Origin of the sequence: Marinagarivorans algicola (genome assembly GCF_001292705.1) — a bacterium.
Taxonomy (GTDB): domain Bacteria; phylum Pseudomonadota; class Gammaproteobacteria; order Pseudomonadales; family Cellvibrionaceae; genus Marinagarivorans; species Marinagarivorans algicola.
Genome location: NZ_LGAK01000020.1, coordinates 39,700 through 62,081, shown reverse-complemented (window position 1 = coordinate 62,081; position 22,382 = coordinate 39,700). Strand labels below are relative to the sequence as shown.

At 46.3% G+C, this 22,382-nt stretch carries 19 protein-coding genes; 10 read left to right on the top strand and 9 right to left on the bottom strand.

Going from position 1 to position 22,382, the window contains the following annotated elements; all coding sequences use genetic code 11:
- Positions 1 to 14: 14 nt before the first annotated feature.
- A complete protein-coding gene (locus AC438_RS08500; RefSeq protein WP_053980826.1) occupies positions 15 to 926 on the bottom strand; it encodes a 2OG-Fe(II) oxygenase family protein in 912 nt (303 codons plus the stop codon).
- A 285-nt stretch (positions 927 to 1,211) separates the two neighbouring features.
- On the opposite strand from AC438_RS08500, the gene AC438_RS08495 reads away from it, so the two are divergent.
- Positions 1,212 to 1,835, top strand: coding sequence for an alpha-ketoglutarate-dependent dioxygenase AlkB family protein (locus AC438_RS08495; protein ID WP_053980825.1), 624 nt, complete (start codon positions 1,212 to 1,214; stop codon positions 1,833 to 1,835).
- Positions 1,836 to 1,855: 20 nt separating this feature from the next.
- On the opposite strand, the gene AC438_RS08490 is transcribed toward AC438_RS08495, so the two are convergent.
- The 5 genes from AC438_RS08490 to AC438_RS08470 form a co-directional block, all read right to left on the bottom strand.
- Complete coding sequence (locus AC438_RS08490) at positions 1,856 to 2,272, bottom strand: VanZ family protein (RefSeq protein WP_053980824.1); 417 nt, start codon at positions 2,270 to 2,272, stop codon at positions 1,856 to 1,858.
- Position 2,273: 1 nt separating this feature from the next.
- Positions 2,274 to 3,674 carry an ATP-binding protein gene (locus tag AC438_RS08485; RefSeq protein WP_053980823.1) on the bottom strand — a complete coding sequence of 467 codons (1,401 nt, stop codon included), beginning with the start codon at positions 3,672 to 3,674 and terminating at the stop codon, positions 2,274 to 2,276.
- A complete protein-coding gene (locus AC438_RS08480) occupies positions 3,674 to 4,417 on the bottom strand; it encodes a response regulator transcription factor (protein WP_082354042.1) in 744 nt (247 codons plus the stop codon). Before AC438_RS08480 ends, AC438_RS08485 begins: the two co-directional genes overlap by 1 nt.
- Positions 4,418 to 4,428: 11 nt before the next feature.
- Positions 4,429 to 4,707: a hypothetical protein gene (locus AC438_RS08475; RefSeq protein ID WP_053980822.1), complete on the bottom strand. Its 279-nt coding sequence runs from the start codon at positions 4,705 to 4,707 to the stop codon at positions 4,429 to 4,431.
- 695 nt (positions 4,708 to 5,402) lie between these two features.
- The gene (locus tag AC438_RS08470) at positions 5,403 to 5,648 is read right to left on the bottom strand and encodes a DUF1145 domain-containing protein (protein WP_053980821.1); all 246 of its coding nucleotides are present in this window, start codon (positions 5,646 to 5,648) and stop codon (positions 5,403 to 5,405) included.
- Positions 5,649 to 6,007: 359 nt separating this feature from the next.
- On the opposite strand from AC438_RS08470, the gene ydiJ reads away from it, so the two are divergent.
- The 3 genes from ydiJ to AC438_RS08455 all read left to right on the top strand — a co-directional run bounded on the left by ydiJ (position 6,008) and on the right by AC438_RS08455 (position 12,346).
- Positions 6,008 to 9,493: a D-2-hydroxyglutarate dehydrogenase YdiJ gene (gene ydiJ / locus AC438_RS08465; protein WP_082354041.1), complete on the top strand. Its 3,486-nt coding sequence runs from the start codon at positions 6,008 to 6,010 to the stop codon at positions 9,491 to 9,493.
- A 312-nt stretch (positions 9,494 to 9,805) separates the two neighbouring features.
- Positions 9,806 to 10,678, top strand: a complete 873-nt coding sequence (locus AC438_RS08460; RefSeq protein WP_053980820.1) for a helix-turn-helix domain-containing protein — start codon at positions 9,806 to 9,808, stop codon at positions 10,676 to 10,678.
- A gap of 222 nt (positions 10,679 to 10,900) precedes the next feature.
- Positions 10,901 to 12,346, top strand: a complete 1,446-nt coding sequence (locus AC438_RS08455; RefSeq protein WP_053980819.1) for a DUF4139 domain-containing protein — start codon at positions 10,901 to 10,903, stop codon at positions 12,344 to 12,346.
- Between the two features lie 178 nt (positions 12,347 to 12,524).
- On the opposite strand, the gene AC438_RS08450 is transcribed toward AC438_RS08455, so the two are convergent.
- A complete protein-coding gene (locus tag AC438_RS08450) occupies positions 12,525 to 13,655 on the bottom strand; it encodes a spondin domain-containing protein (RefSeq protein WP_156317039.1) in 1,131 nt (376 codons plus the stop codon).
- Positions 13,656 to 13,665: 10 nt separating this feature from the next.
- Positions 13,666 to 14,367, bottom strand: coding sequence for a spondin domain-containing protein (locus AC438_RS08445; RefSeq protein ID WP_202904728.1), 702 nt, complete (start codon positions 14,365 to 14,367; stop codon positions 13,666 to 13,668).
- Positions 14,368 to 14,382: 15 nt separating this feature from the next.
- Between AC438_RS08445 and AC438_RS16805 the strand changes: the two genes are divergently transcribed.
- The 6 genes from AC438_RS16805 (at position 14,383) to AC438_RS08420 (ending at position 20,349) form a co-directional block, all read left to right on the top strand.
- Positions 14,383 to 14,577 (top strand): hypothetical protein, encoded by a 195-nt coding sequence (locus tag AC438_RS16805; RefSeq protein WP_156312519.1) that lies wholly within the window; start codon positions 14,383 to 14,385, stop codon positions 14,575 to 14,577.
- A 68-nt stretch (positions 14,578 to 14,645) separates the two neighbouring features.
- The gene (locus AC438_RS08440) at positions 14,646 to 15,650 is read left to right on the top strand and encodes an ArsR/SmtB family transcription factor (RefSeq protein WP_053980817.1); all 1,005 of its coding nucleotides are present in this window, start codon (positions 14,646 to 14,648) and stop codon (positions 15,648 to 15,650) included.
- A gap of 116 nt (positions 15,651 to 15,766) precedes the next feature.
- The gene (gene metK / locus AC438_RS08435) at positions 15,767 to 16,921 is read left to right on the top strand and encodes a methionine adenosyltransferase (RefSeq protein ID WP_053980816.1); all 1,155 of its coding nucleotides are present in this window, start codon (positions 15,767 to 15,769) and stop codon (positions 16,919 to 16,921) included.
- Between the two features lie 73 nt (positions 16,922 to 16,994).
- Positions 16,995 to 18,401: an adenosylhomocysteinase gene (ahcY, locus tag AC438_RS08430; RefSeq protein WP_053980815.1), complete on the top strand. Its 1,407-nt coding sequence runs from the start codon at positions 16,995 to 16,997 to the stop codon at positions 18,399 to 18,401.
- 100 nt (positions 18,402 to 18,501) lie between these two features.
- The gene (gene metF / locus AC438_RS08425) at positions 18,502 to 19,353 is read left to right on the top strand and encodes a methylenetetrahydrofolate reductase [NAD(P)H] (RefSeq protein WP_053980814.1); all 852 of its coding nucleotides are present in this window, start codon (positions 18,502 to 18,504) and stop codon (positions 19,351 to 19,353) included.
- 270 nt (positions 19,354 to 19,623) lie between these two features.
- Complete coding sequence (locus AC438_RS08420; RefSeq protein ID WP_053980855.1) at positions 19,624 to 20,349, top strand: 16S rRNA (uracil(1498)-N(3))-methyltransferase; 726 nt, start codon at positions 19,624 to 19,626, stop codon at positions 20,347 to 20,349.
- Between the two features lie 73 nt (positions 20,350 to 20,422).
- On the opposite strand, the gene recQ is transcribed toward AC438_RS08420, so the two are convergent.
- Positions 20,423 to 22,225, bottom strand: a complete 1,803-nt coding sequence (recQ, locus tag AC438_RS08415) for a DNA helicase RecQ (RefSeq protein ID WP_053980813.1) — start codon at positions 22,223 to 22,225, stop codon at positions 20,423 to 20,425.
- Positions 22,226 to 22,382: the final 157 nt, after the last annotated feature.

Sequence of the window (22,382 nt, the reverse complement as noted above, 5' to 3'; positions counted from 1 at the left end):
CAATCATACACACATCAAAACGGTGCAAAGTCATCAGCGATAACCGGCGGTATTGTCCAGCGTTGAGCCGGCTCAATAAGCTTTCTCGGTGTGCTGTGGGGAGGTATTTGCCCGCGCTCCCCGTATAGCCATAAAACAAAATTAGTCCGCTCACCGCTGCTAATGGGGTGGGCCTTATGCGCAACACTGCCTCGATGAATGACGGCGGTACCGGGCTTAAAAGTAAACGCCTTCACTTGCCCTGTCGCTGAGTTGTAAAAATCAACGACAGACCCTGTAAATACTTCACCAGGCTTATTCAGGTTAATATTCAGCGTGACCGCCGAGGCATCCGTGTGCAAGCGCAACGACGTATCTTTGCTGGCTTGATACTGAATCGAAAAACCAAACGTTTGCGTATCATAGCCCGTCACCTCAGGAAATAAGAGCCGTGCAATGGGCCGCATATACCGATCCAGTAACTCACGGTAAAAGACTTGGAAACCCGGGGCCGCCAAAAAACCTTCTGAGCGACGATCGAGCATTGCACCCCCACGGTTAAGTGCGATGCCGTAAGGCGGGCGCATCGGAATATTGGCCATCGATACTTTATCGAGATAATCGCGTAAGTCCGCAAGGCGCTCTGGATCAAAGAACTGACATTCAAAAACATCAGGGGCGAGCTCTTGCCAAAGCTCTTGCACAGCCGACTCTTTAGTCGGATTTTGCCAGGCTTGTGCAACCGTCTGACGCAAGTTGGCATCCAGCAGCGAATCGTCAAGAGCTACTAGGTGGTCTTTCTCGCTGTGCTCCCACTGCGCCCACGCATCACTGAGTAAAAGCTGGTTATCCATCCAAAACTGCTGAACTGACGGGGCACGCTGAAGCATGGCTTCTCGTGACGGTAAATCTAAAGCGCGAGCACGCTGTAATTGATTCAGTGACATAGCTATTTCATTCCTCTGCTGACTTTCATATTGGCTGGCTTATCATGATTCGGCTTATATCTGGGTGTAATCACCAGTTACTCCGTCACCGTGGCGCTCATTGCATACGCTGACGAGAAAGTGACTTTATTCGATTCAATCTTGCAGATAAACCGCGCCAAAAAAGAAACAGTATCCATATTTTTTATATAATCGATAGGCCAGCCGAAATAGGCCGTATGAACACTTATTCAGTGACACCAATACACTATCAATACATGTCTCTCAAACAGGTAACTCTATTTTATGGATTTATTGAATCAGCACGCGGTAGGGTCATGGCACACACATGATAATCTCAGCCTATACTGGCACCCAGATTACATACAAAGCCACATGCATTTAGACCCCAACACAACTTACACACAGCTGCTTGAGCAATTAACTTGGCGGCAAGGTGAGGTGACCGTGTATGGTAAAAAACATTTAGAGCCTCGCCTAAGTACTTATTACGCAGACCCTCATACAAACCACAGCTACTCAGGCAAAAGGCTTGAAGCGCAACCTTGGCACCCGCTACTACTGATAATAAAAAACACCCTTGAGGCAACACTTGATACACATTTTAATGCCGTACTGTGCAATTATTATCGCAATGGTAATGATGGTATGGGGTGGCACAGTGATGATGAGCCTGAACTGGGTGCAACCCCCACTATAGCCTCCGTCAGCTTAGGTAGCCCACGTCAATTTAACTTGCGTAATAAACAAGACAAAACACAAAAAATGGCTTTTAATTTGGGGGGCGGCGATTTATTGGTAATGACGGGTAAGACTCAGCGTTACTGGCAGCACAATATCACCAAAACAACACAAGCCATCGAGGGCCGCATTAATTTAACATTCCGCCATATTCAGCCCAGAATATGAAGTATTACCCTACAAAGGCTCTACCCGAGGAGCTTAGCCAGCAACCGCTGAAACACAGCAGACACAACAGCCCCAACACCCAGGCCTGTAATATTCACGATCATATCTTTGGCATCGACCATACGGCCCGGTGAAAAGTACTGGGCCAGCTCAATAGCGCAGCTAAAGGGCAGTAAGCAAACCGCTAACTTAATAATCGGAAGACGTCCCCACAAAGCCACCCAAGCAGAAACAAACAACAAGACATTGCCTACAAAATGCATAGAGGTATCAGTATGGTTGCCCACAAATTGAGGCGCTGGCGATAAAGCCGCATAACAAAAAATAATCAATGCCACCGCAAACTGTAATATGCGTATAGGCAGTGTAAATCTTTGAAAGCGAACCAACCGAGAGGGCCCGGCAATGACTAAGCCAGTATGAACATCAGGGCACAAGTTATGACTCTCCGTGCGCAGGTAGGGAAATATTGAAGCTAGCCCCTCCTAAATTGGAGCGGCTAATTTGAAGACTGCCACCATAACTACTCACAATATCAACCGCAACCGATAAACCAATACCTTGACCCGATGTCGCCGTGTCAGCACGAGCGCCGCGGGTCAAAATTGTGCTCTTAAGAGTATCCGCGACACCGGGGCCATCATCTTCAATGCTAATCAGTAGATCATCACCTACAATATTTGCACAAATACGTACTTGACTATTACCGTATTTACAGGCGTTTTCGATCAAATTACCCGCCACCTCCATCAAGTCGGCTTCATCACCCAAAAACGGTAGGTTATCGTCAATAAACACTGAGATACTCACCTCTTTTTGTTGATACACTTTTTGCATTGCCACCGCCAATCGCTCAATTAGCGGCTTAACCAACACCCGTGCATAAACCGCATTTTGCGTGACCTGAGCACTGGCGCGGCGTAGTTGATGGTCAATAATCATACTCATGCGATTAATTTGCTCATTGACCACCGCTGTGAGCTCTTGTGGGTTGCTAGCCGCAGTCTCTAACTGCCCGCGCACCACCGACAGGGGTGTTTTCAGACTATGAGCCAAATCACCGAGCGTATTGCGATAGCGCTCACGCTGAGCTTGCTCGGCACGCAGCACCTTGTTGAGGTTTTCGGTGACGGGGCGAATATCGGCAGGATACTGCCCTGCCAGCGCCTGGCTTTTACCTGCCTCCACTAGCTCTAAGTTGCGCGCTAAACGACGCAAAGGCAACAAGCCCCATCGCGCAATCACACTTTGCACCACAATAAGGAGCAGTGCTAAGCCCACCACCCACATCAATAAACGCTCACGGTAAGCGGCAAGGCTGGCTTTTAAATCGGCTTGACTATGCGCAACAACAAATCTGAAAGGGCGATCTGCGCCCCCCACAGGCCAAATCGTGTCGTAACTCATGACATAAAAATCATCGGCATTAAAGGCGCTGCTAAAAAAGTGTTTAATACCGGCATTAAAAGGCGATACCAAAGGCGGGAAGTAATCGGCAGGAATAAGATCCGTCGAGCGGGACTGCCAAATGACCTGCCCCTGACCATCAACAATCCAGCCGTACAGGCCCGAATTAAGCTCACCAAAGCGTGGCTCGGTTAACGCCGGTGGCATCTCGAGGGTGTGCTCATCGGGCTCGGCCACACCGAGCAATAAATACACTTGGCTGCGCAGAGCATCGCGCTCGGCCGTTTCTAAGCTGAGCTTAAAAGCGTAGTCGAGCATCGTGGCGCTAAAGCCCAGTAAAAACGGCAACAAGACCACCGAGGCAAAAAATAACCGTATACTTAGCGATGACGCTGACAATCGAGGCCAACCCACCGCCGTCAACCAACGCATTAAGAGGCGGTATTATTGTGCGCGGCGCCGGTATCACTGTCAGCGTCAGGCGCATTAACAGCCGGGGTATTCGGTTCAGGGTTAAAGCGGTAGCCACGCCCACGAATTGTTGTAATCAACTCTAGCTCGCCTTTAGGATCTAGCTTTTTGCGCAAGCGCCCAACAAAGACTTCAATCACATTGCTATCGCGCTCAAAGTCTTGTTGATATAAATGCTCAGTTAAAACTGTTTTTGTAATGGCCTCACCTGCATGGTGTGCTAAATACTCTAGGGTATTGTATTCGTAACTCGTCAAATCAACTTCATTACCACTGAGCAATACCTGCTTGCCAGCGGTATCAATAACAACGGGGCCAAACTCTAGCTGCGGCTTCGCATGGCCAGAAGCACGGCGAATAAGCGCATTGACGCGCGCGCGCATCTCTTCATTATGAAAAGGTTTAACTAAATAATCATCTGCACCGGCTTCAAGGCCTGTGACTTTATCTTGCCAGTTACCGCGCGCAGTCAAAATCAGTACCGGGTAGCTTTTGCCGGCTGCGCGGGCCTTAGTGATCAACTCTATGCCGTCTATTTCAGGCAAGCCGATATCGATAATAGCCAAATCGTAATCGTACTCGGTAGCCAAAAACAAGCCTTCACGGCCATCAGCGGCAACATCCACAGCAAAGCCTTGACCACCCAAAAACTCAGCTAATTGCGTACGAATAGCCGCTTCATCTTCTACTACTAATAAACGCATGACCTAGTTCCTTATTTTTTTTGACGGGCATTGCCCTTGGCATCAACCACAATAATATCCACATGTCCCTTAGTATCTAAACGGACTTCAAAAATTGTGCTGCCATCACTGGCTGTTGTTTTTTTGATTTTCCCGAATAGCTCGCCACCAAATTTACTTTGGGCTATTTCGGCAGCACGGCCTTTATCGATCACGCGTCCTGCTTGAGCCTGCACATGCCCCCCCACCAGAGCGCTAACCATGGCGACACCCAGCACCCAACATTTTTTACAAAAAAACAAACGCGTCATATGAAATCCTAATTAGAGGCTTTATCGCTCTTGCTGACAAGTCATTGAACTCAACCTTAAAGCTTACATCGCCTTTTCTCAAGCCTTCAAGCTCACTTCACGCTAGAAGATAAAGGCATAAAACAACTTACTCTATAATGAATACTGAATATAACTAAAGCACTGGAATCAAAGTGTACTAAGCGCAAACTGAACCCACGCTAAATTCCAGTGGCGCAGCGTAGTATCTGCACATTAATAAAAGCCACCACGTCACGCACATGACCACTTAACGCGCTATTAACACAGCGGGTTCTCAATGGTATTTCTGTGATACCTAGTTTCATGCGGCTTTATTTGAAGTACGTATTTCGAGCACTTATCTCTAAAGCACAACACAAAATAAAGCAACTTTATAAACCTGACTTACTTTGTAGGTATGCAAACAATATCCATACGATATTACTCACAATAACAAACACTGGGTCAGTGATAGCTCATTATATTGTAAGTGTTTAGCCAAGCTGACACCTTTCACCTGATAGGATGCTGATGGATTATTTGCTGGGTATTTAAGCGTCGGCCTTGCAGGGAAAGCGAGGATTAGGCTTTGAGGAACACAGAGTCGAGAAGCAAACGGTCAAGAGCGCTTGTAGCGCGCCCAATCCCAGTATGGATATAGGGGGGCGCAATGTTGTTACCTCTGAATAGCGATATTATTTTTTTACCATGGGCAACCAATGACCACAGCCATAAATCATTGTTTTAAAGAAGCTAATAGGCTTACGCATTATTAATCGCACAAACACATATTCAATAGAATGAATCATGCATAACAGCACACCTAGCACAATCAACACCTGTCGACCGCCTACAGTAAGCACTATCAGTACATTAATGGCAACGCCTAACCAAAATATTAACGTCACCCACTGAATAATACTGGTTACTTGACTAGACATATTAAACCCTTATTCATCATTCATCGAATCACTGGACTCAGGCATAAGCTCAAGCCAAAATGATAAAAATAAATCATCTACCGCTCTCATTTAGTCATAAATAAATTCATTAGCAGCCATTGGTATGACCCAGAAAAGTAGGATTCACACTCTACAGTGCACCTCAGCATAGCCAACACCGGATTGCCGCCAAATTTTTTATATTTACACAAAACACGACCAGCATACAACATCTGCACACAACATCTACAAACAGCACCAATGCACAAACCTAAACACACCGCTGACCTATCAATCATTTGGAAGCTGGCGCGCGTACAGGTAGAATAACCGATCAAAAATGTTTGAGCTTTTAACCAATGATTCCACGAATACAGCAAACGTCTAGCATCCAATCACTCTATTTACAGTTTTTAGAGTCACTTAAAGAAGCAGATTTTGAAGGTGACATCTCGCCGGACTACGCCAGCCGTACCGTGTTATCCACGGATAACTCCATTTACCAAGTTTTACCCCAAGGTATTGTATATCCCAAAAATATCAATGACCTAACACGCCTAACAGAGCTTGCTGCCCGCTTGCATTATCATAGTATCGTACTGTCGCCGCGCGGAGGGGGTACCGGGACAAATGGCCAGTCATTAACCGATGGTCTAGTGGTTGATATGAGTCGCCACATGAACAACATCCTCGAAATAAACGCTGAACAAGGCTGGGCACGTGTACAAGCAGGGGTTGTCAAAGATCAGCTCAATGCAGCCATCAAGCCCTATGGCTTATTTTTTGCTCCAGAACTGTCAACCAGTAACCGTGCCACTATTGGCGGTATGATCAATACCGACGCATCAGGCCAGGGCTCTTGTCGCTATGGCAAAACACGCGATCACGTACTAGAGCTCACTACCGTTTTGATGGACGGTAATGTATTGCGCAGCCACGCTATCAGCGACGAGCAGCTGGCCACCAACGGTGAAGAGCAAAATATTTGCGGTCTGGCCCATCGCTTGGTCAATAATATTCAGCAAGAGCACCAAGCACTGATCAAAGAAAAATTTCCACCGCTAAATCGCTGCCTCACCGGCTACGACTTGGCGCATATTCGCGATGCTAATGGCCAGTTCAATTTAAACAATATTTTATGTGGTAGTGAAGGCACTTTAGGGTTTATAGCCGAGGCAAAGATTAACCTACTCACTATTCCTCAATATAGCGCATTAGTCATTGTTAACTATGACAGTTTTGACAGCTCATTACGCGATGCCACACACCTTATGAAAGCTGGGCCAACCAGTATTGAAACCATTGACTCACGCGTATTAGCACTTGCCATGGGTGACAGCGTTTGGCACGACGTGGCCGCTTACTTTCCTAGCGAAAACATCGATAAAATTAAAGGCATGAATTTAGTTGAGTATACTGCCGACACTAAAGAAGAGCTCAGTAATGGTATTGCGCAACTGATAACGGTACTAAAAAGTGATGAAGCCGGTAAAGGTGCCGTTGGCCACGGCCTGGCAATGGGTGATGAGGCCGTCAAAAAAATATGGAATATGCGCAAAAAAGCCGTCGGTCTATTGGGTAATGCCAAAGGCGAGGGCCGACCAATTCCCTTTGTTGAAGATACTGCCGTTCCCCCCGAAAACTTGGCCGATTATATTGCCGAGTTCCGTGCAATTTTGGATAGCTATAATTTAACCTATGGCATGTTTGGTCATGTAGATGCTGGCGTTTTGCATGTGCGCCCAGCCATTGACATGAAAGATAGCACCGCACTTAAAATGGTACGTGATATTACCGATCAAGTCAGCGCACTCACACAAAAATACAACGGTCTATTATGGGGCGAACACGGTAAAGGTGTACGCAGCGAATACGCACCAGCTTTTTTTGGCGAGCTATTTGTGCAACTGCAACGCATTAAAGGCGCCTTCGATCCGCGTAATCAACTTAACCCAGGCAAAATTGCAACACCGGTTGATAGCGGCCAACTCTTAAAAATTGATGAAGTCCCCACACGCGGGCAAAATGATCAAACTATTCCGGTTAAATTGTGGGACGGTTTTAGTGAGGCTGTTTACTGCAATGGCAATGGCGCTTGCTTTAACTGGAATACCGCCGATGCCATGTGCCCTTCTTATAAAGTCACTCGCAACCGTGTGCACTCCCCGAAAGGTCGCGCTTCGCTGATTCGCGAGTGGATCAAGCAACTCGGCGAGCACGGTTTTAACCCCGAAAACTTCGAGGGTAATTACGACAAACTCCCCGCTGCCGACAGCTTTATGCAGCGCCGCAGAAATAGCAAAGACAGCAACCTTCACACTAAAAACGCTACCCCCAGCGGCGGCGTAAAGCAATACGACTTTTCGCATGAAGTCATGGACTCTATGAGTCAGTGCTTAGCCTGCAAATCATGTGTTGGACAATGCCCAATTAAAGTCGACGTTCCCGAGTTTCGCAGTAAATTTTTAGCGCTTTATCACACTCGCTATGCCCGCCCGCTCAAAGATTATTTTGTTGCCAATCTCGAGCGCTTTGTCCCTAAAATGGCTCATATTGCTGGCATAGCCAATTTTATGCAAAGCCTGCCACCGGTTAAATATTTTTTACAACGTGCCGTGGGCTTTGTGGATAGCCCAAAGCTTTCACGCATTCCGTTTAATCAGTGTTTAAAAGAGCTCGGCATTCAATATGCAACAACCGCTAATATTCAGAACATCCGTGACGAACAAAAAAGTCAGAGTGTGATTTTAGTACAGGATGCCTTCACACGCTTTTTTGAGGCTCAAGTAGTTCTCGACAGTATCAGTATTTTACAAAAACTGGGCTTTAATGTCTTACTGGCACCCTATCGCCCTAATGGCAAACCCATGCATGTCCATGGTTTTTTAAAAGAATTTAAAAAACAAGCCACCGTCACTGCTGAGCATTTAAATACTTTAGCCCAAAGCGGTATTCCCCTTATAGGCCTAGACCCCGCCATGACACTGGCGTATCGCAGTGAATACGTCAAAGCGCTAGGCGAAAAAGATGCTCCTAAAGTGCAACTAGTCCAAGAATGGTTAGCTACTCATCTAGAATCTCTTACCGACAAAAAAGCCTTGTTCAACGAAGGCACTTTTAAATTATTAGGGCACTGCACCGAAAAAACCAACGCGCCTGCCAGTACGAGCCTATGGCAGAGCGTCTTTAGTAAGCTTGGTCAAACCCTCAACATTGAAGCCGTGGGCTGCTGCGGTATGGCTGGCACCTTTGGTCACGAAACACAAAACCGCGAAGCCTCGGCCAAAATATTTGACCTTAGTTGGCGTCAGCCAGTCACCGCCGCCGAAAACAAAGACGCGCTAGTAGCCACTGGCTACTCCTGTCGCAGTCAAAGTTTACGCGAAGCTGGCGTACACATTGCTCACCCTTTACAGGCCTTGCTTGCCAACTTTATCGGTGAAAGCTCAGGCAAACCGACCCATCATGCCAAAACGATAGCGCCTCACACGGCCGCCACTTACGTAAAGCCAACCGACGGTTCAGTTGCCCCCGCACAGACGGTAGAATCAACTATTGTAGGACCGACTATTGTAGGACCGACTATTGTAGAACCTGCCATTGTTAAGCCCATAATTGAAGCGCGGGCGGCAGAAAGCCTAGCCCCCCAAGAAAAGCTAGAGCCCGTTCAATTGATTGAGTCCACAGCTCCTGCTGAGTCTGTAGAAATCATTATCCCCGCTTCCAACAATCCAGCAACACAGGCAGACGCCAATGACACTGTCGACCCCATCACTAAGGCATTAGAAGATGAAATTAAAGCGCTGCTCAACAACTCACAAGAAGAAACCCATACAACAAAATAACGCACCTAAAAATAGCAACGCAACGTCAATTTTTTGTTGATTCTTTAACTAAGCAGCCAAACCTTACCTGTAGGATGCTAATGGATTACGCTCTAGATATGTAAACGCCCAGCCGCAGCATGGATGCGTGGGGTAGACCTTGCACCCGTCTAGGAGCATACAAAGTAAGACTTAGAGGAACACAAGCACCAACGGTTTGAGCAGCCCAGACAGTGATTCATTAGTGCCCAATTTAGGTACCGCGCAAGAGTTACTTTTCATTTATAATTAAATTTTTGAATAAAATTTTTTATTAATGAAAAGCATATGGCTATGAATAAACCCTACTTTGAAAATGTTGTGCTAGATGCGAGCGAGTCTATTCGCGTTTTGCAGTTTTCTTGCCCCGCCTTTCAGAGTAATCATACTTGGCATTTTCATCCCGAGTATGAACTCACTTTAATTGTAAAAGGCAGCGGTAAATGCTTTATTGGTGATCATATTTCGGCGTTTTACCCCGGGGACTTAGTGCTTATAGGGCCTAATATTCCTCATTGCTGGATCAGCGATGAGGAAGAAACCGAAAATGAAATGTTTGTAATCCAATTTGAACGCGACTTTTTAGGGCATGATTTTTACAATATTCCAGAGTCGCGTGGCGTACAGCGTTTATTAAGTGACTCTAACAAAGCCATTTTATTTGACAGCTATGGGGACGATATTCGTCAACAGCTTGCCTGTATGCGCACCAGCGAAGGATTGCCGCGCATTGCTCAATTGCTACTCACCTGCGACTTACTCAGCCAATGCCCGCAACACATGCTCACCAGTGATGATTACCATTTAGAAAAAGAAATACGCGGAGTCGATCGCCTGACTACCGCCATTAATTATGTTAAACAGCACCTGCACGAAGAAATTAAACAACCCGATGTCGCTAAGCAAGTACACATGGCACCACAAAGCTTTTCACGCTTTTTTAAGGCCCAGACAGGCCGTACTTTTGTGTCGTTCGTTAATGAAATTCGCATAGCCGAGGCATGCCACCTATTAACTACCACCGATAAAGATATTTTGCATATCGCGCTAAGTTGCGGATATGGTAATAACTCACATTTTAATCGAAAGTTTCTCGAAAACAAAAAAATCACACCCAGCCGCTACCGTGAAAATCAACGCTTAAAAGCTCGCTCTGCTCTACTATAGTGCACAGAGTCATAGGGTAAATAAGGTAAGAGCGATGCAAGCTGAGCGACAACGGTATAACAATGTGAAAAATGTATCATCATGTAACACTCGGAATCTCTGAATAGTTATGCATTTTATTATAACGTGAACTAATTTCTTGCTAGCAATTCTAATCGCTTGTGCATAGACTCAAAGTCATACACACCAACCTTCAATATCGATACCTGCCAAAGGCCTCTTATGTTAATGACACCCAAAGCTTTTACACGCCTTAGCGCGCCAATAGCCTTAGCCGCTTTATTGGCTAATCACAGCTATGCAGCTGACTCAACCATTAACAGCCAACTGCAAGATCAAACAGGCCTTGCAGTGACTATTTATAACGGTAATCTTGCGCTTGTCAAAGATCAGCGCCGCTTAAATATACCCAAGGGCGAGCACGATGTTGCCTTTATGGGAGTTAGCGCCTTAATCAAGCCTCAAACCGCATTGTTACGAAATACCCAGGATGCTAATGCGATAAAAGTCTTAGAGCAAAACTTTGACTTTGATTTACTAAGCCCACAAAAATTGCTTGAAAAGTCGCTAGGCAAAACTATTAAAATAGCACGCACCAACCCTGCAACAGGCAAAGAAACCCTACAAAATGCCGAAGTATTATCGACCAATGAGGGCGTGATTGTAAAAATTGGCGACACCCTCGAAACCAACCCCCAAGGGCGTTTTATTTTTGACGAGCTCCCCCCTAATTTACGCGCTCAACCCACGCTTACCAATACACTAAGAAATAATCGCAGTGGCGCACAAACCTATGAGCTAAGCTATCTCACACAAGGCCTTAATTGGCAAGCCGATTATGTCGCCGAGATTACCAGCAGTAATACACTTGATTTAGCCAGTTGGGTAACGCTGACTAACAATAGTAATACCGAGTACCGCGATGCTAAAATTCAATTGATTGCTGGCGATGTTAACCAAGTGCAGCCGCAGCAACAGCGCCCCATGATGATGGCATCAAGAGCGCTCAACGAGTTAGAAGATGCTACACCAGCCGAAGATTTAATGGAGTACAAACTCTACACCCTACCGCGCAAAACCACCTTGGCTAATGCACAAACAAAACAAGTGTCGCTATTTAATGCTAGTAATGTGCAAAGCCTACAAAAGCTCATTTTTAACGCCAGCACTATTAGCCGCTACAATAAAGATCAACAATCTCAATCGCTAAAACCCACCGTCGAGCTACACGTTACAAACAGTAAAAAAGCCAATTTAGGCTTAGCGCTGCCTAAAGGCATTGTGCGTGTCTACCAACGTGACAGCCAAGGTAATGCACAGTTTGTTGGCGAAGACTCCATTAACCATACCGCCGAAAACGACACTTTAAAATTAACCTTGGGTAAAAGCTTTGACGTTGGCGCTAAACGCAGTCAAACAGCATTTAACATACTCGAGCAAAACAATCGCCAAACCATTACCTACAGCACAAGCTACAATGTAGAATTCACCAACGCCAAAGCCGAGCCTGTGACCGTGAGTTATGTTGAGTCGTTTAGCGGCGAGTGGGAGCTCACTCACAATAGCTTAAAGCCACACAACACCGCAGCCTATCAAGCAACATGGCAGATCACCATTCCCGCTAAAGGCAGCACCAATTTAAGCTTTACCGCTAAAGTCAAGCAATAGTGATAAAGCTATAACCATAAAGCCATCAATAATAAGTCATAAAAAAGGGAGCTGCATTACGCAGCTCCCTTTTGCTTTTTAGCCTCGATCAATTAAGCTTTATCAATGGCTGTCACTAGGCTTTTTATTGTTGTCATGTTATCAAGCCTATCACTGCTATCGCTCATTCAGTGCGCGCCTATTGAGTACGTGTGACTTTTACCTTAAAGCTACCACTATCAAAGCGATGCATTTCACTTAAATCGGAGCTGCTCAGCTCGGCATTACTCACAACACCTGGGTGCAAAGTAACCTGATCATTACCCGTTAGCTCGTTGCGCTCAGCAGCATAACCGGCACCTGTAACACCCAAACCTGGCACAGTCTCTTTAGTTTCGGTATTGGCTTCGGTACCAGCATCTAAAATATAAGCATCGATCATCATGCTATGGCCAACGGCTAAACCGTCGATCGCCACATTTTGAATACTCACAACCGCATCGTTGGTCAAAATGGGCATAGAGGCGACCGATAAAAATGTAGGCTTGCCTGCCATCATTTCAAAGGTGGCTGTATTTATTTCGCCTTGTGATGTCAGCGCAAGTGTCGCATTGGCCAAACCAGGGTTTTCATCGAGTAGCATTTGTGGAGAACCCGATTCGGCTAGCATTTCTAGTGCTTTAGTGGCTGGTGCACCGATGGTCCACAAGTTGAGTGGCTCGCTATTTAAAATGACAGCCGCCGGCGACAATTTTTGCCCTGCACTGGCGTTAATTAAGCTGACTGAGTACTCAGCCATTGCCGCAGCACATAGCGGGGTATCGGTTAACGATTTAATATAGACCGCCAAGTTAATACCACAGTCTTCATCACACGTACCACCTGGTGGTGGCATATAGGCACTGATAAAAGCCGCTAAATCTGTTGAGGTATTACCATTGTAAACATAGCTAGTGGCATTCGCATCAAAAGGGTCGGCATTAGCAACACCACCAATAGCAATACCATCGTCATCAAATAATTGATGACAAAATGCGCAGTCTTTCTCGTATATTGCCTGACCTTTCGCTGCTGTATACAGGTCGCAATCGAGTGCGTTAGCAGGCTCTGATGAGCTAGACATCGAAGAACTCATCATTGAAGAGCTAGACATCGATGCACTAGATATCACAGAACTCATCGATGAACTAACAACAGAGGATACGCTCGTCTGTGACGACGATTCAGTAGTCATGCTAGAGCTTGCCGTGCCGTTACCGTTAGAGCTACTACCGCAAGCGGCTAAGGCCACTGCACTAGCTAACGTGAGTGAAAGTGTTCGTAAATTCATAAAGCTCTCCCTACTTAACGGTTACAGTAACGCGAGCAACAGGGTTCAACCAACGGTGAATGCGATTGTCAAAATCACTCTGGCCAGCATCTATCTCACTATCGCCTAAATTACCGCGATGAATATGCACAAAGCCTTCTACCTCAGCGGCGATACCTGTGGCACCGCTACCACCGGTCATCACAAAAGGTGGCGCAGGCGTGTTGGTATCAGCGCCACCAATAATTTCATTGTTGGCCTCGGTACCGGCATCATAAGCATTTACATTAATGGTATAGGTGCCAGGCTCGGTAGGTATCGTCCAATTATTCAACCCCAAAAAAGCATCATTGGTTGGCAGCAACATAGAGACCACACTTAGCTGCGTATTAACGCCGGTACTTAAATCAACCATCGGAGTTGACGCCCCCGGCGCTAAAGCACCGCCAGCGGGATTATTATAATTAACAGCACCTAGGCTTTCGGTGGCGGTAATCAACGGCGCTATATCACCGCCTTCGGCCATCATTTTGAGCGCGTCAGAGGCAACAGCACCGACCTCAAATAAACTATCATCAGCACCGTGAGACGATACCAGCAAAGGGGTAAAGTACATGCCATGCGTGAGGTTAGTGACACTCACAGATATTTCGGCGGCGTTAACAGCCGTGGCTGATGCAAGTAATGCCGTTGCGCACACGATTTTTTTGTACATTAATTGTTTGAAGGTCATGTTCGGTTCCTGTCAATGAGTAAGCCAGTGTTATCAATGGGTGGCAAGCGAGGCGTAGTCGCTCGTCAAGCACAGGCACACAATACAAAACAGGTATCACAAGGTAGTCACACCCTAATCACACTTTTATCACGCTTGTTAACATTTTTATCACTGTCAAAAAGTCCCGTTACCCAAGGCGCAGACGATGGAGAAAAGTACATTGGCTAATGCGCCTAAAGAGAAAACCTATATCAAAATATTTTGATATAGGTTTTAAGGACTGCTACACTGCACTCATGCAAACATCAGAGCGTTCTCTTATCAAAACCCAAAGTCACCTTGGCGGCCTTAGTGCACTGCTCAAAGCGGCAGGCGATGAGTTGCGCTTGGGTGTTTTGCAAGTACTCGCGCACGATTCGTACGGCGTACTTGAGCTCGCCCAAGTCTTTGGCGTTAAACAATCGGGTATTAGCCACCACTTAAAAGTGCTGGCTAACGCCGGCCTTGTGAGTACCCGGCGCGAAGGTAACTCTATTTTTTATCGCCGAGCCCATGTGGCCACTAACGATGCGCTAGCGATCACCAAAAATGCTATTTTTACACAAGCCGATAGCCTTGCAATGCCGGCAGAGCTACAAGGGGCATTGGCCAATATTTGGCAGGTGCGCAGCCAAACGAGCCATCAATTTTTTTTAGAAAACGCCAATAAATTTAAAGCCCAACAAGACCTCATCGCCAGCTACGACGTATACGGTCAACAAGTGGTCGAACTCTTAAAACTCACACCCTTTAAGCATCGTAACAATGCGCTAGAGGTAGGCCCTGGCGAAGGCGAATTTTTAACACCGCTGAGCGAGCACTTTAAACACGTTGTGGCGCTAGATAACAGCCCGCAAATGCTGGCTAATGCACAGCGCAATGCCTGCACGCTACACAATATAAAATTTATATTAGGCGACACACAAGCGCTCAGTACTCACACTCAAACATCGGAGCCCGACACCACAGCAACCTTTGACTGCGCCATTTTAAATATGGTGCTGCATCACACACCCTCACCGGCACAGGTACTAGCCGATGTGAGCCAGGCGTTAAACCCTCAAGGCGCATTGATTATTACCGAACTCTGTAGCCACCCACAAAGCTGGGCGCGCGACGCCTGCGGTGATGTCTGGTTAGGCTTTGAGCCCACGGATTTAAGCCGCTGGGCACAGGCAGCAGGTTTAAGCCCAGGGCAAAGTACGTATTTTGCCTTGCGAAATGGTTTTCAAATTCAAATACAACAATTTTTTAAACTTTAACTTTTAAACCCTGTTAAAAACACTGATTAAAAACACTGATTAAAAACCTGTTAATAACTTTATTACAACGAATACTTTTCATCTTTTACATTAAACATCAACGCTGAGGCTTTACTATGGCGCAATACAATGTTTTTACTTCAGAGTCTGTCTCTGAAGGTCACCCCGATAAAATGGCAGATCAAATATCTGATGCCGTATTGGATGCCATTCTCACCGAAGACAAAAACGCACGCGTCGCCGTCGAAACACTTGTCAAAACCGGCATGGCCGTAATTGCCGGTGAAGTACGTACCAGCACCTACATCGACCTTGAAGATCTAGTGCGCCAAGTTATTTTAGATATTGGCTACAACAGTAGCGATGTCGGCTTTGATGGCGCCTCTTGTGCCGTGCTCAATGCCATTGGCAAACAAAGCGTCGATATTGCTATCGGCGTCGATGAAGCCAGCGATAAAGACTTAGGTGCTGGTGATCAAGGCTTGATGTTTGGTTATGCCTCTAACGAAACACCAGTATTAATGCCCGCTCCTATTTTTTATTCGCATCGTTTAGTTGAGCGTCAAGCACAGCTGCGCAAAAGTGGTCAAATCGATTGGTTGCGTCCCGATGCCAAAAGCCAAGTCACCTTACGCTACGAAAACGACAAGCCTGTTGCTGTTGATGCTGTTGTGCTATCTACGCAGCACAGCCCTAATGTCTCGCAGGCAACGATTAAAGAAGCCATCATGGAAGAAGTTATTAAAGAGGTTCTGCCTGCTGAATGGTTGCACAAAGACACTCAATTTCACATTAACCCCACCGGCCAATTTATTATTGGCGGCCCAGTGGGCGATTGCGGCTTAACGGGTCGTAAAATTATTGTCGATACCTACGGCGGTATGGCGCGGCATGGCGGTGGTGCGTTTAGTGGTAAAGATCCCTCAAAAGTCGATCGCTCTGCCGCCTATGCCGGTCGCTATGTAGCAAAAAACATTGTGGCTGCAGGCCTTGCCGATAAATGTGAAATACAAGTGAGCTACGCCATTGGTGTTGCCGAGCCTACATCTATTTCGATTAATACTTTTGGCACCGGTAAAATTAGCGACCTTGCCATTGCCACACTTGTACGTGAGCACTTCGATTTACGCCCACGTGGCTTAATCGAAATGCTGGATTTATTGCGCCCTATTTATCGTGCAACTGCCGCCTATGGGCACTTTGGTCGCGAGCTACCCGATTTCACATGGGAAGCCACTGACAAAGCCGAGCAATTAAAAGCGGCACTGTAATTTTATTTATTCAATATCAGCATAACGTCCACATTACACATTTTAATCGCGCATGAGCGCAAGCGAGAACACAATGACCATTACCGCCGCCAATAATTTTACCGACTTTAAAGTCGCCGCCAAAGATCAAGCTCACTTTGACGAGCTAGCCGCTTACGGCCGCCGCGAAACACAAATTGCCGAAGGCGAAATGCCTGCGCTAATGGCTTTGCGCAAGCAGTACCACGCCGAGCAACCGCTTAAAGATGCAAAAATTATGGGTTGTATTCACATGACAATCCAAACAGCCGTCCTTATCGAAACCTTAGTAGCTCTGGGTGCCGAAGTGCGTTGGTCTAGCTGTAATATTTTTTCAACACAAGATCACGCCGCTGCCGCTATGGCCGCTGCGGGCATTCCTGTTTTTGCTTGGAAGGGCGAAACCGAAGAAGAATTTTTATGGTGCATCGAGCAAACCATTCAAAAAGAAGGCGTGACTTGGGAGCCTAATATTATTTTGGATGATGGCGGCGATTTAACTGAAATGGTTCACAGTCGTTTCCCCCACTTACTCGATAACATTCACGGCATTTCAGAAGAAACCACCACCGGTGTTCATCGTTTATTAGAAATGATGGAAAAAGGCGAGCTTAAAGTACCAGCTATCAATGTTAACGATGCCGTCACCAAATCTAAAAACGATAACAAGTATGGCTGTCGTCATAGCTTAAACGATGCCATTAAGCGCGGTACCGACCACTTATTATCAGGTAAAAAAGCCCTGGTTGTCGGCTATGGTGATGTAGGTAAAGGCTCAGCAGCATCACTGCGCCAAGAAGGCATGATTGTTAAAATTAGCGAAATTGACCCCATTTGTGCGATGCAGGCGTGTATGGATGGCTTTGAAGTGGTATCGCCTTATAAAGGTGGCGTGAATACTGGCAAAGTAGAAGACATCGACACATTGTTGTTAGGAACGACCGATTTAATTGTGACAACCACCGGTAATGTTAACGTGTGCGATGCTGCCATGTTGCAAACATTAAAATCACGTGCGGTTGTGTGTAATATTGGCCATTTCGATAATGAAATCGATACCGCTTTTATGCGCAGCAACTGGGAATGGGAAGAAGTTAAACCGCAAGTACACAAAGTTTACCGCGACAAAGCCACTGACAATCACTTATTGCTTTTATCTGAAGGCCGCTTAGTGAACTTAGGTAACGCTACCGGTCACCCAAGTCGAATTATGGATGGCAGTTTTGCCAACCAAGTACTGGCGCAGATTCATTTATACAAAGCTAAATTTGCCGACTTACCTGCTAGCGAAAAAGCACAAAATGTGTATGTCAAAATCTTACCTAAAAAGTTAGATGAAGAAGTGGCTAAAGCCATGGTAGAAGGCTTTGGTGGTGTATTAACACAATTAACCACAAGCCAAGCCAACTACATTAATGTGCCACAAGAAGGCCCTTACAAGCCCGAAAGCTACAAGTATTAAAATTTAAATTATTTAATACTGACAAGCGATAGCGTAAAAGCATTCATAAATTCTGCTACTCTATCGCTCTACACTACACTTTAACCGCCAGGTACATGCCATGAGTGATTCAGATAATCTCCGCTTAAGTTTTGAGTTTTTCCCTCCCAAAACCGAACAAGGCCGCACTAAGCTTGCCGCGGCCCATCAAGAACTCGCCCAGTGCGAGCCTGAGTTTTTCTCGGTCACTTATGGTGCCGGCGGCTCAACGCGCGACAACACCCTCGGTAGTGTAAAAGCTATTCAAGCGGCAGGCAGCAGTGTTGCACCACACCTTTCGTTTGGTGGCGACGATGATGAGTCAATGATTGCCCTACTAAATGAATATAAAGACCTAGGTATTGATCGCATTGTCGCTCTGCGTGGCGATATGCCATCGGGCATGGGTGGCGCTTATCAAATGGTTTACGCCAACCAATTAATTGAGTTTATTCGTAAACACACGGGTGACCATTTTCATTTAGAAGTCGCCGCCTACCCCGAAATTCACCCCGAAGCCAAAAGCTTTGACAGTGATATTGAATTTTTAAAGCAAAAGTTTGATGCCGGCGCCAATAGCGCAATTACGCAATATTTTTACAATGCCGATGCTTACTTTTATTTTATTGAAAGCTGCCTAGAAGCGGGCATCACTCAGCCTATTTACCCCGGTATTATGCCCATTAGCAATTACCATAGCTTGTCGCGCTTTAGCATGAATTGTGGCGCCGAAATACCACGCTGGATGCACAAGCGTCTTGAAGCCTTTGGTGATGACCAAGAAAGCATTAAAGCCTTTGGTTTAGATGTCATTACCGAGCTAAGCGAAGTACTGCTCGAAAACGACGCACCAGGGTTGCATATTTACACTATGAATAATGCCGAGCCCACCATGAACTTAATGAATGAGCTGGGTTTATTGCCCGGCGAATAAGCTCATAAGCGGCTCTCAATAAGTAAGCCCTAAGGGACGAGGAAAAAATACATTATCCAATAATATTTGTTTTCTGCTGCGTTGCTCAAAGCGTTACATGCCCCGGCATGCGCCCCTTCGAGCGCCTTGCCGAGAAAACAGAACGCTACGTCTAATTGGACAAACTATTATTGCCTCGCCCCTAATAAGTACACAACTAAAGCGCTTTATATTGCCCAGCAATCAAGCGCTTTAATTTTTTACAACCTCTACTCGCCTACCCCCTTATTTATGCGTATTCCACGAATTTACACAACAACTCCACTAGCAAGCCAAACACACGTTAACCTTGAAGAATCCATTGCACATTATTTAGGCAAGGTTCTACGAATGACTGCTGGGCGCGAGCTTGTTTTATTTAACGGCCAAGGCGGCGAATACCAAGCAGTGATTAGCGCCATCACTAAAAAAAGTATTAGTGTTGAGGTTGGTGCGTTTAATACGCAAAACAGAGAGTCGCCCTTAAGCACACACTTAGCCATTGGGCTATCGCGTGGTGAGCGCTGGGATTTAGTCTTACAAAAAGCCACCGAGCTAGGGGTTAGCCAAATCACACCCTTATTTACCGAAAACAGCGAAGTTAAATTAAGTGGCGAGCGCCTAGAAAAAAAATTTAACCATTGGCAAGGTATTATTGTAAGTGCTTGCGAACAGTGCCAGCGCAATATTTTACCGGTCTTAAACGCCCCGCAACATTTTAATGACTTTATTCAAGGCGCTCACAGCGAGCTCAATTTAGTCTTGCACCATCGCAGTACACAAAAGTTTAGCGACTATAGCCAACCCCAAAGCTGCAGCCTACTCATTGGCCCCGAAGGCGGCCTAAGTGCCGATGAAATAAGCCAAGCACAACGTCATCACTTTAATGCTCTCACATTAGGCCCGCGAGTATTGCGCACCGAAACCGCCCCGCTCACGGCATTAAGCTTATTACAGATGGCCTGGGGGGATTTTTAGCGAGCAAAGACTAAATTAAGCGTGGCTTAATAAAATACGACTTAAAAAGCCACCCAACACAGTAGTAAAAAATTTAACGCCCAGAGTATTCATATTCGCGTAATACATCTAAAAAGGATTGGCCGTATTTTTGGGCTTTTGCATCGCCCACACCACTGACCTGCATTAATTGCTGTGTGCTTTGTGGGCGTACCTCTAGCATATGCTTGAGCGATGCATCGTGAAAAATCACATACGGTGGCACGCCGTACTCTTCAGATAAACGCCTGCGGCACTGTCGCAGCGCATGCCATAGTGGTAGGTCTTCGTGATCGACTTCGATGGCTTGGCGCTTGCCGCGTTTAGTGGTGATTTTGGCATCTTTGCGCAACTCTACATTCACCTCGCCGCGCAATAAAGCGCGGCAGCTTTCAGTTAATAATAAGCTACCAAATTCACGATCAACATCTAAATATCCCAATGCTGCCAGTTGCCTAAATAAGGCTTTCCACTCGGTTTGTGAAACACCAGCGCCAATACCAAACGTACTGAGTTGATGATGCTCCATACTTTTAACGCGCTCGGTTTTTTCGCCGCGCAGTACATCAACAACGTGCTGTACGCCGAAGCGTTGGCCCGTGCGGTACACACACGATAGCGCCTTTTGCGCCGCCTCGGTGGCATCCCATGTAAGCGGCGGGGTAATGCAGGTATCGCAATTGCCGCACGGCTCGGGCAAGTCATCATCAAAGTAGCGCAGTAATATTTGACGGCGACACGTTGCTAGCTCGCACAAGGCCAGCATGGCATTTAAGCGGTCTTGCTCGGCGCGCCTAAAGGCTTCGCTGCCTTCGCTATTACTGGTCATTTGTCGCAGCTTTACCACATCTTCAAAGCCATACAGTAAAAGCGCGGTGGCCGGTGCGCCATCGCGCCCTGCACGGCCCGTTTCTTGATAGTAGGCCTCAATACTTTTGGGCATATCTAAATGCGCTACAAAGCGTACATCGGGTTTATCAATGCCCATACCAAAGGCAATAGTCGCCACCATCACTACGCTGTCTTCGCGCAAAAAGCGGCGCTGATGCTTGGCGCGTATTTCTGCTGGTAAGCCGGCATGATAAGGCAAGGCATCAAAACCTTCTTCGCGCAGCCACATCGCTGTTTTTTCGACTTTATCGCGTGACAGGCAATAGACAATACCAGCATCGCCGTCATGCTCTTGCTTTAAAAATTTAATGAGTTGCTGGCGGGCACGGTCTTTGGGTTGAATGCGGTACTGAATATTAGGCCGATCAAAGCCACTTATAAATTGCCGTGCATTATGCAGCGCTAAACGATCGATAATTTCTTGCCGGGTGCGAGTATCGGCTGTTGCCGTTAAAGCAATACGCGGCACCGCAGGAAACTCATTATGTAACACCTCTAAGCGCAAATAATCGGCTCTAAAATCATGCCCCCACTGCGCCACACAATGCGCCTCATCAATGGCAAATAATGATATTTGACTGTGGCGTAACAAGTTAATGGTACGCGCTTGCACAAGGCGCTCGGGCGCGATATAAATGACATCAAAATCACCCGACTGCAAGGCTTGCTCGTTATCGTAAAGCTCACGCGAGCTGAGTGTGCTATTTAAATAACCGGCACGCACACCCAGCGCACGCAAAGCCTCGACTTGGTCTTGCATTAGCGCAATCAAAGGCGACACCACAATAGCCACACCAGGGCGCAATAACGCTGGGATTTGATAACACAGCGATTTACCACCACCGGTCGGCATAATCACCAACGCATCATCGCCACCGGTAACGGCCTCAACAATAGCCTCTTGCTGACCACGAAATTTATCGTAACCAAAAATGTGCTCTAAAACTGATAAAGGGGTTTGTTTCATATTTAATTTTTTATGAATACTTCTAACGAGGATTTATTGTGGCATCAGTCTTTATTTTTGGGACTCGCTGTAAATACACCCTTGTACGCTTGATGTCGGCCTCCTGCCTCCAACAGCCTCAAAAATAAACGCTGATACCTTCTATACATCAAGTAAC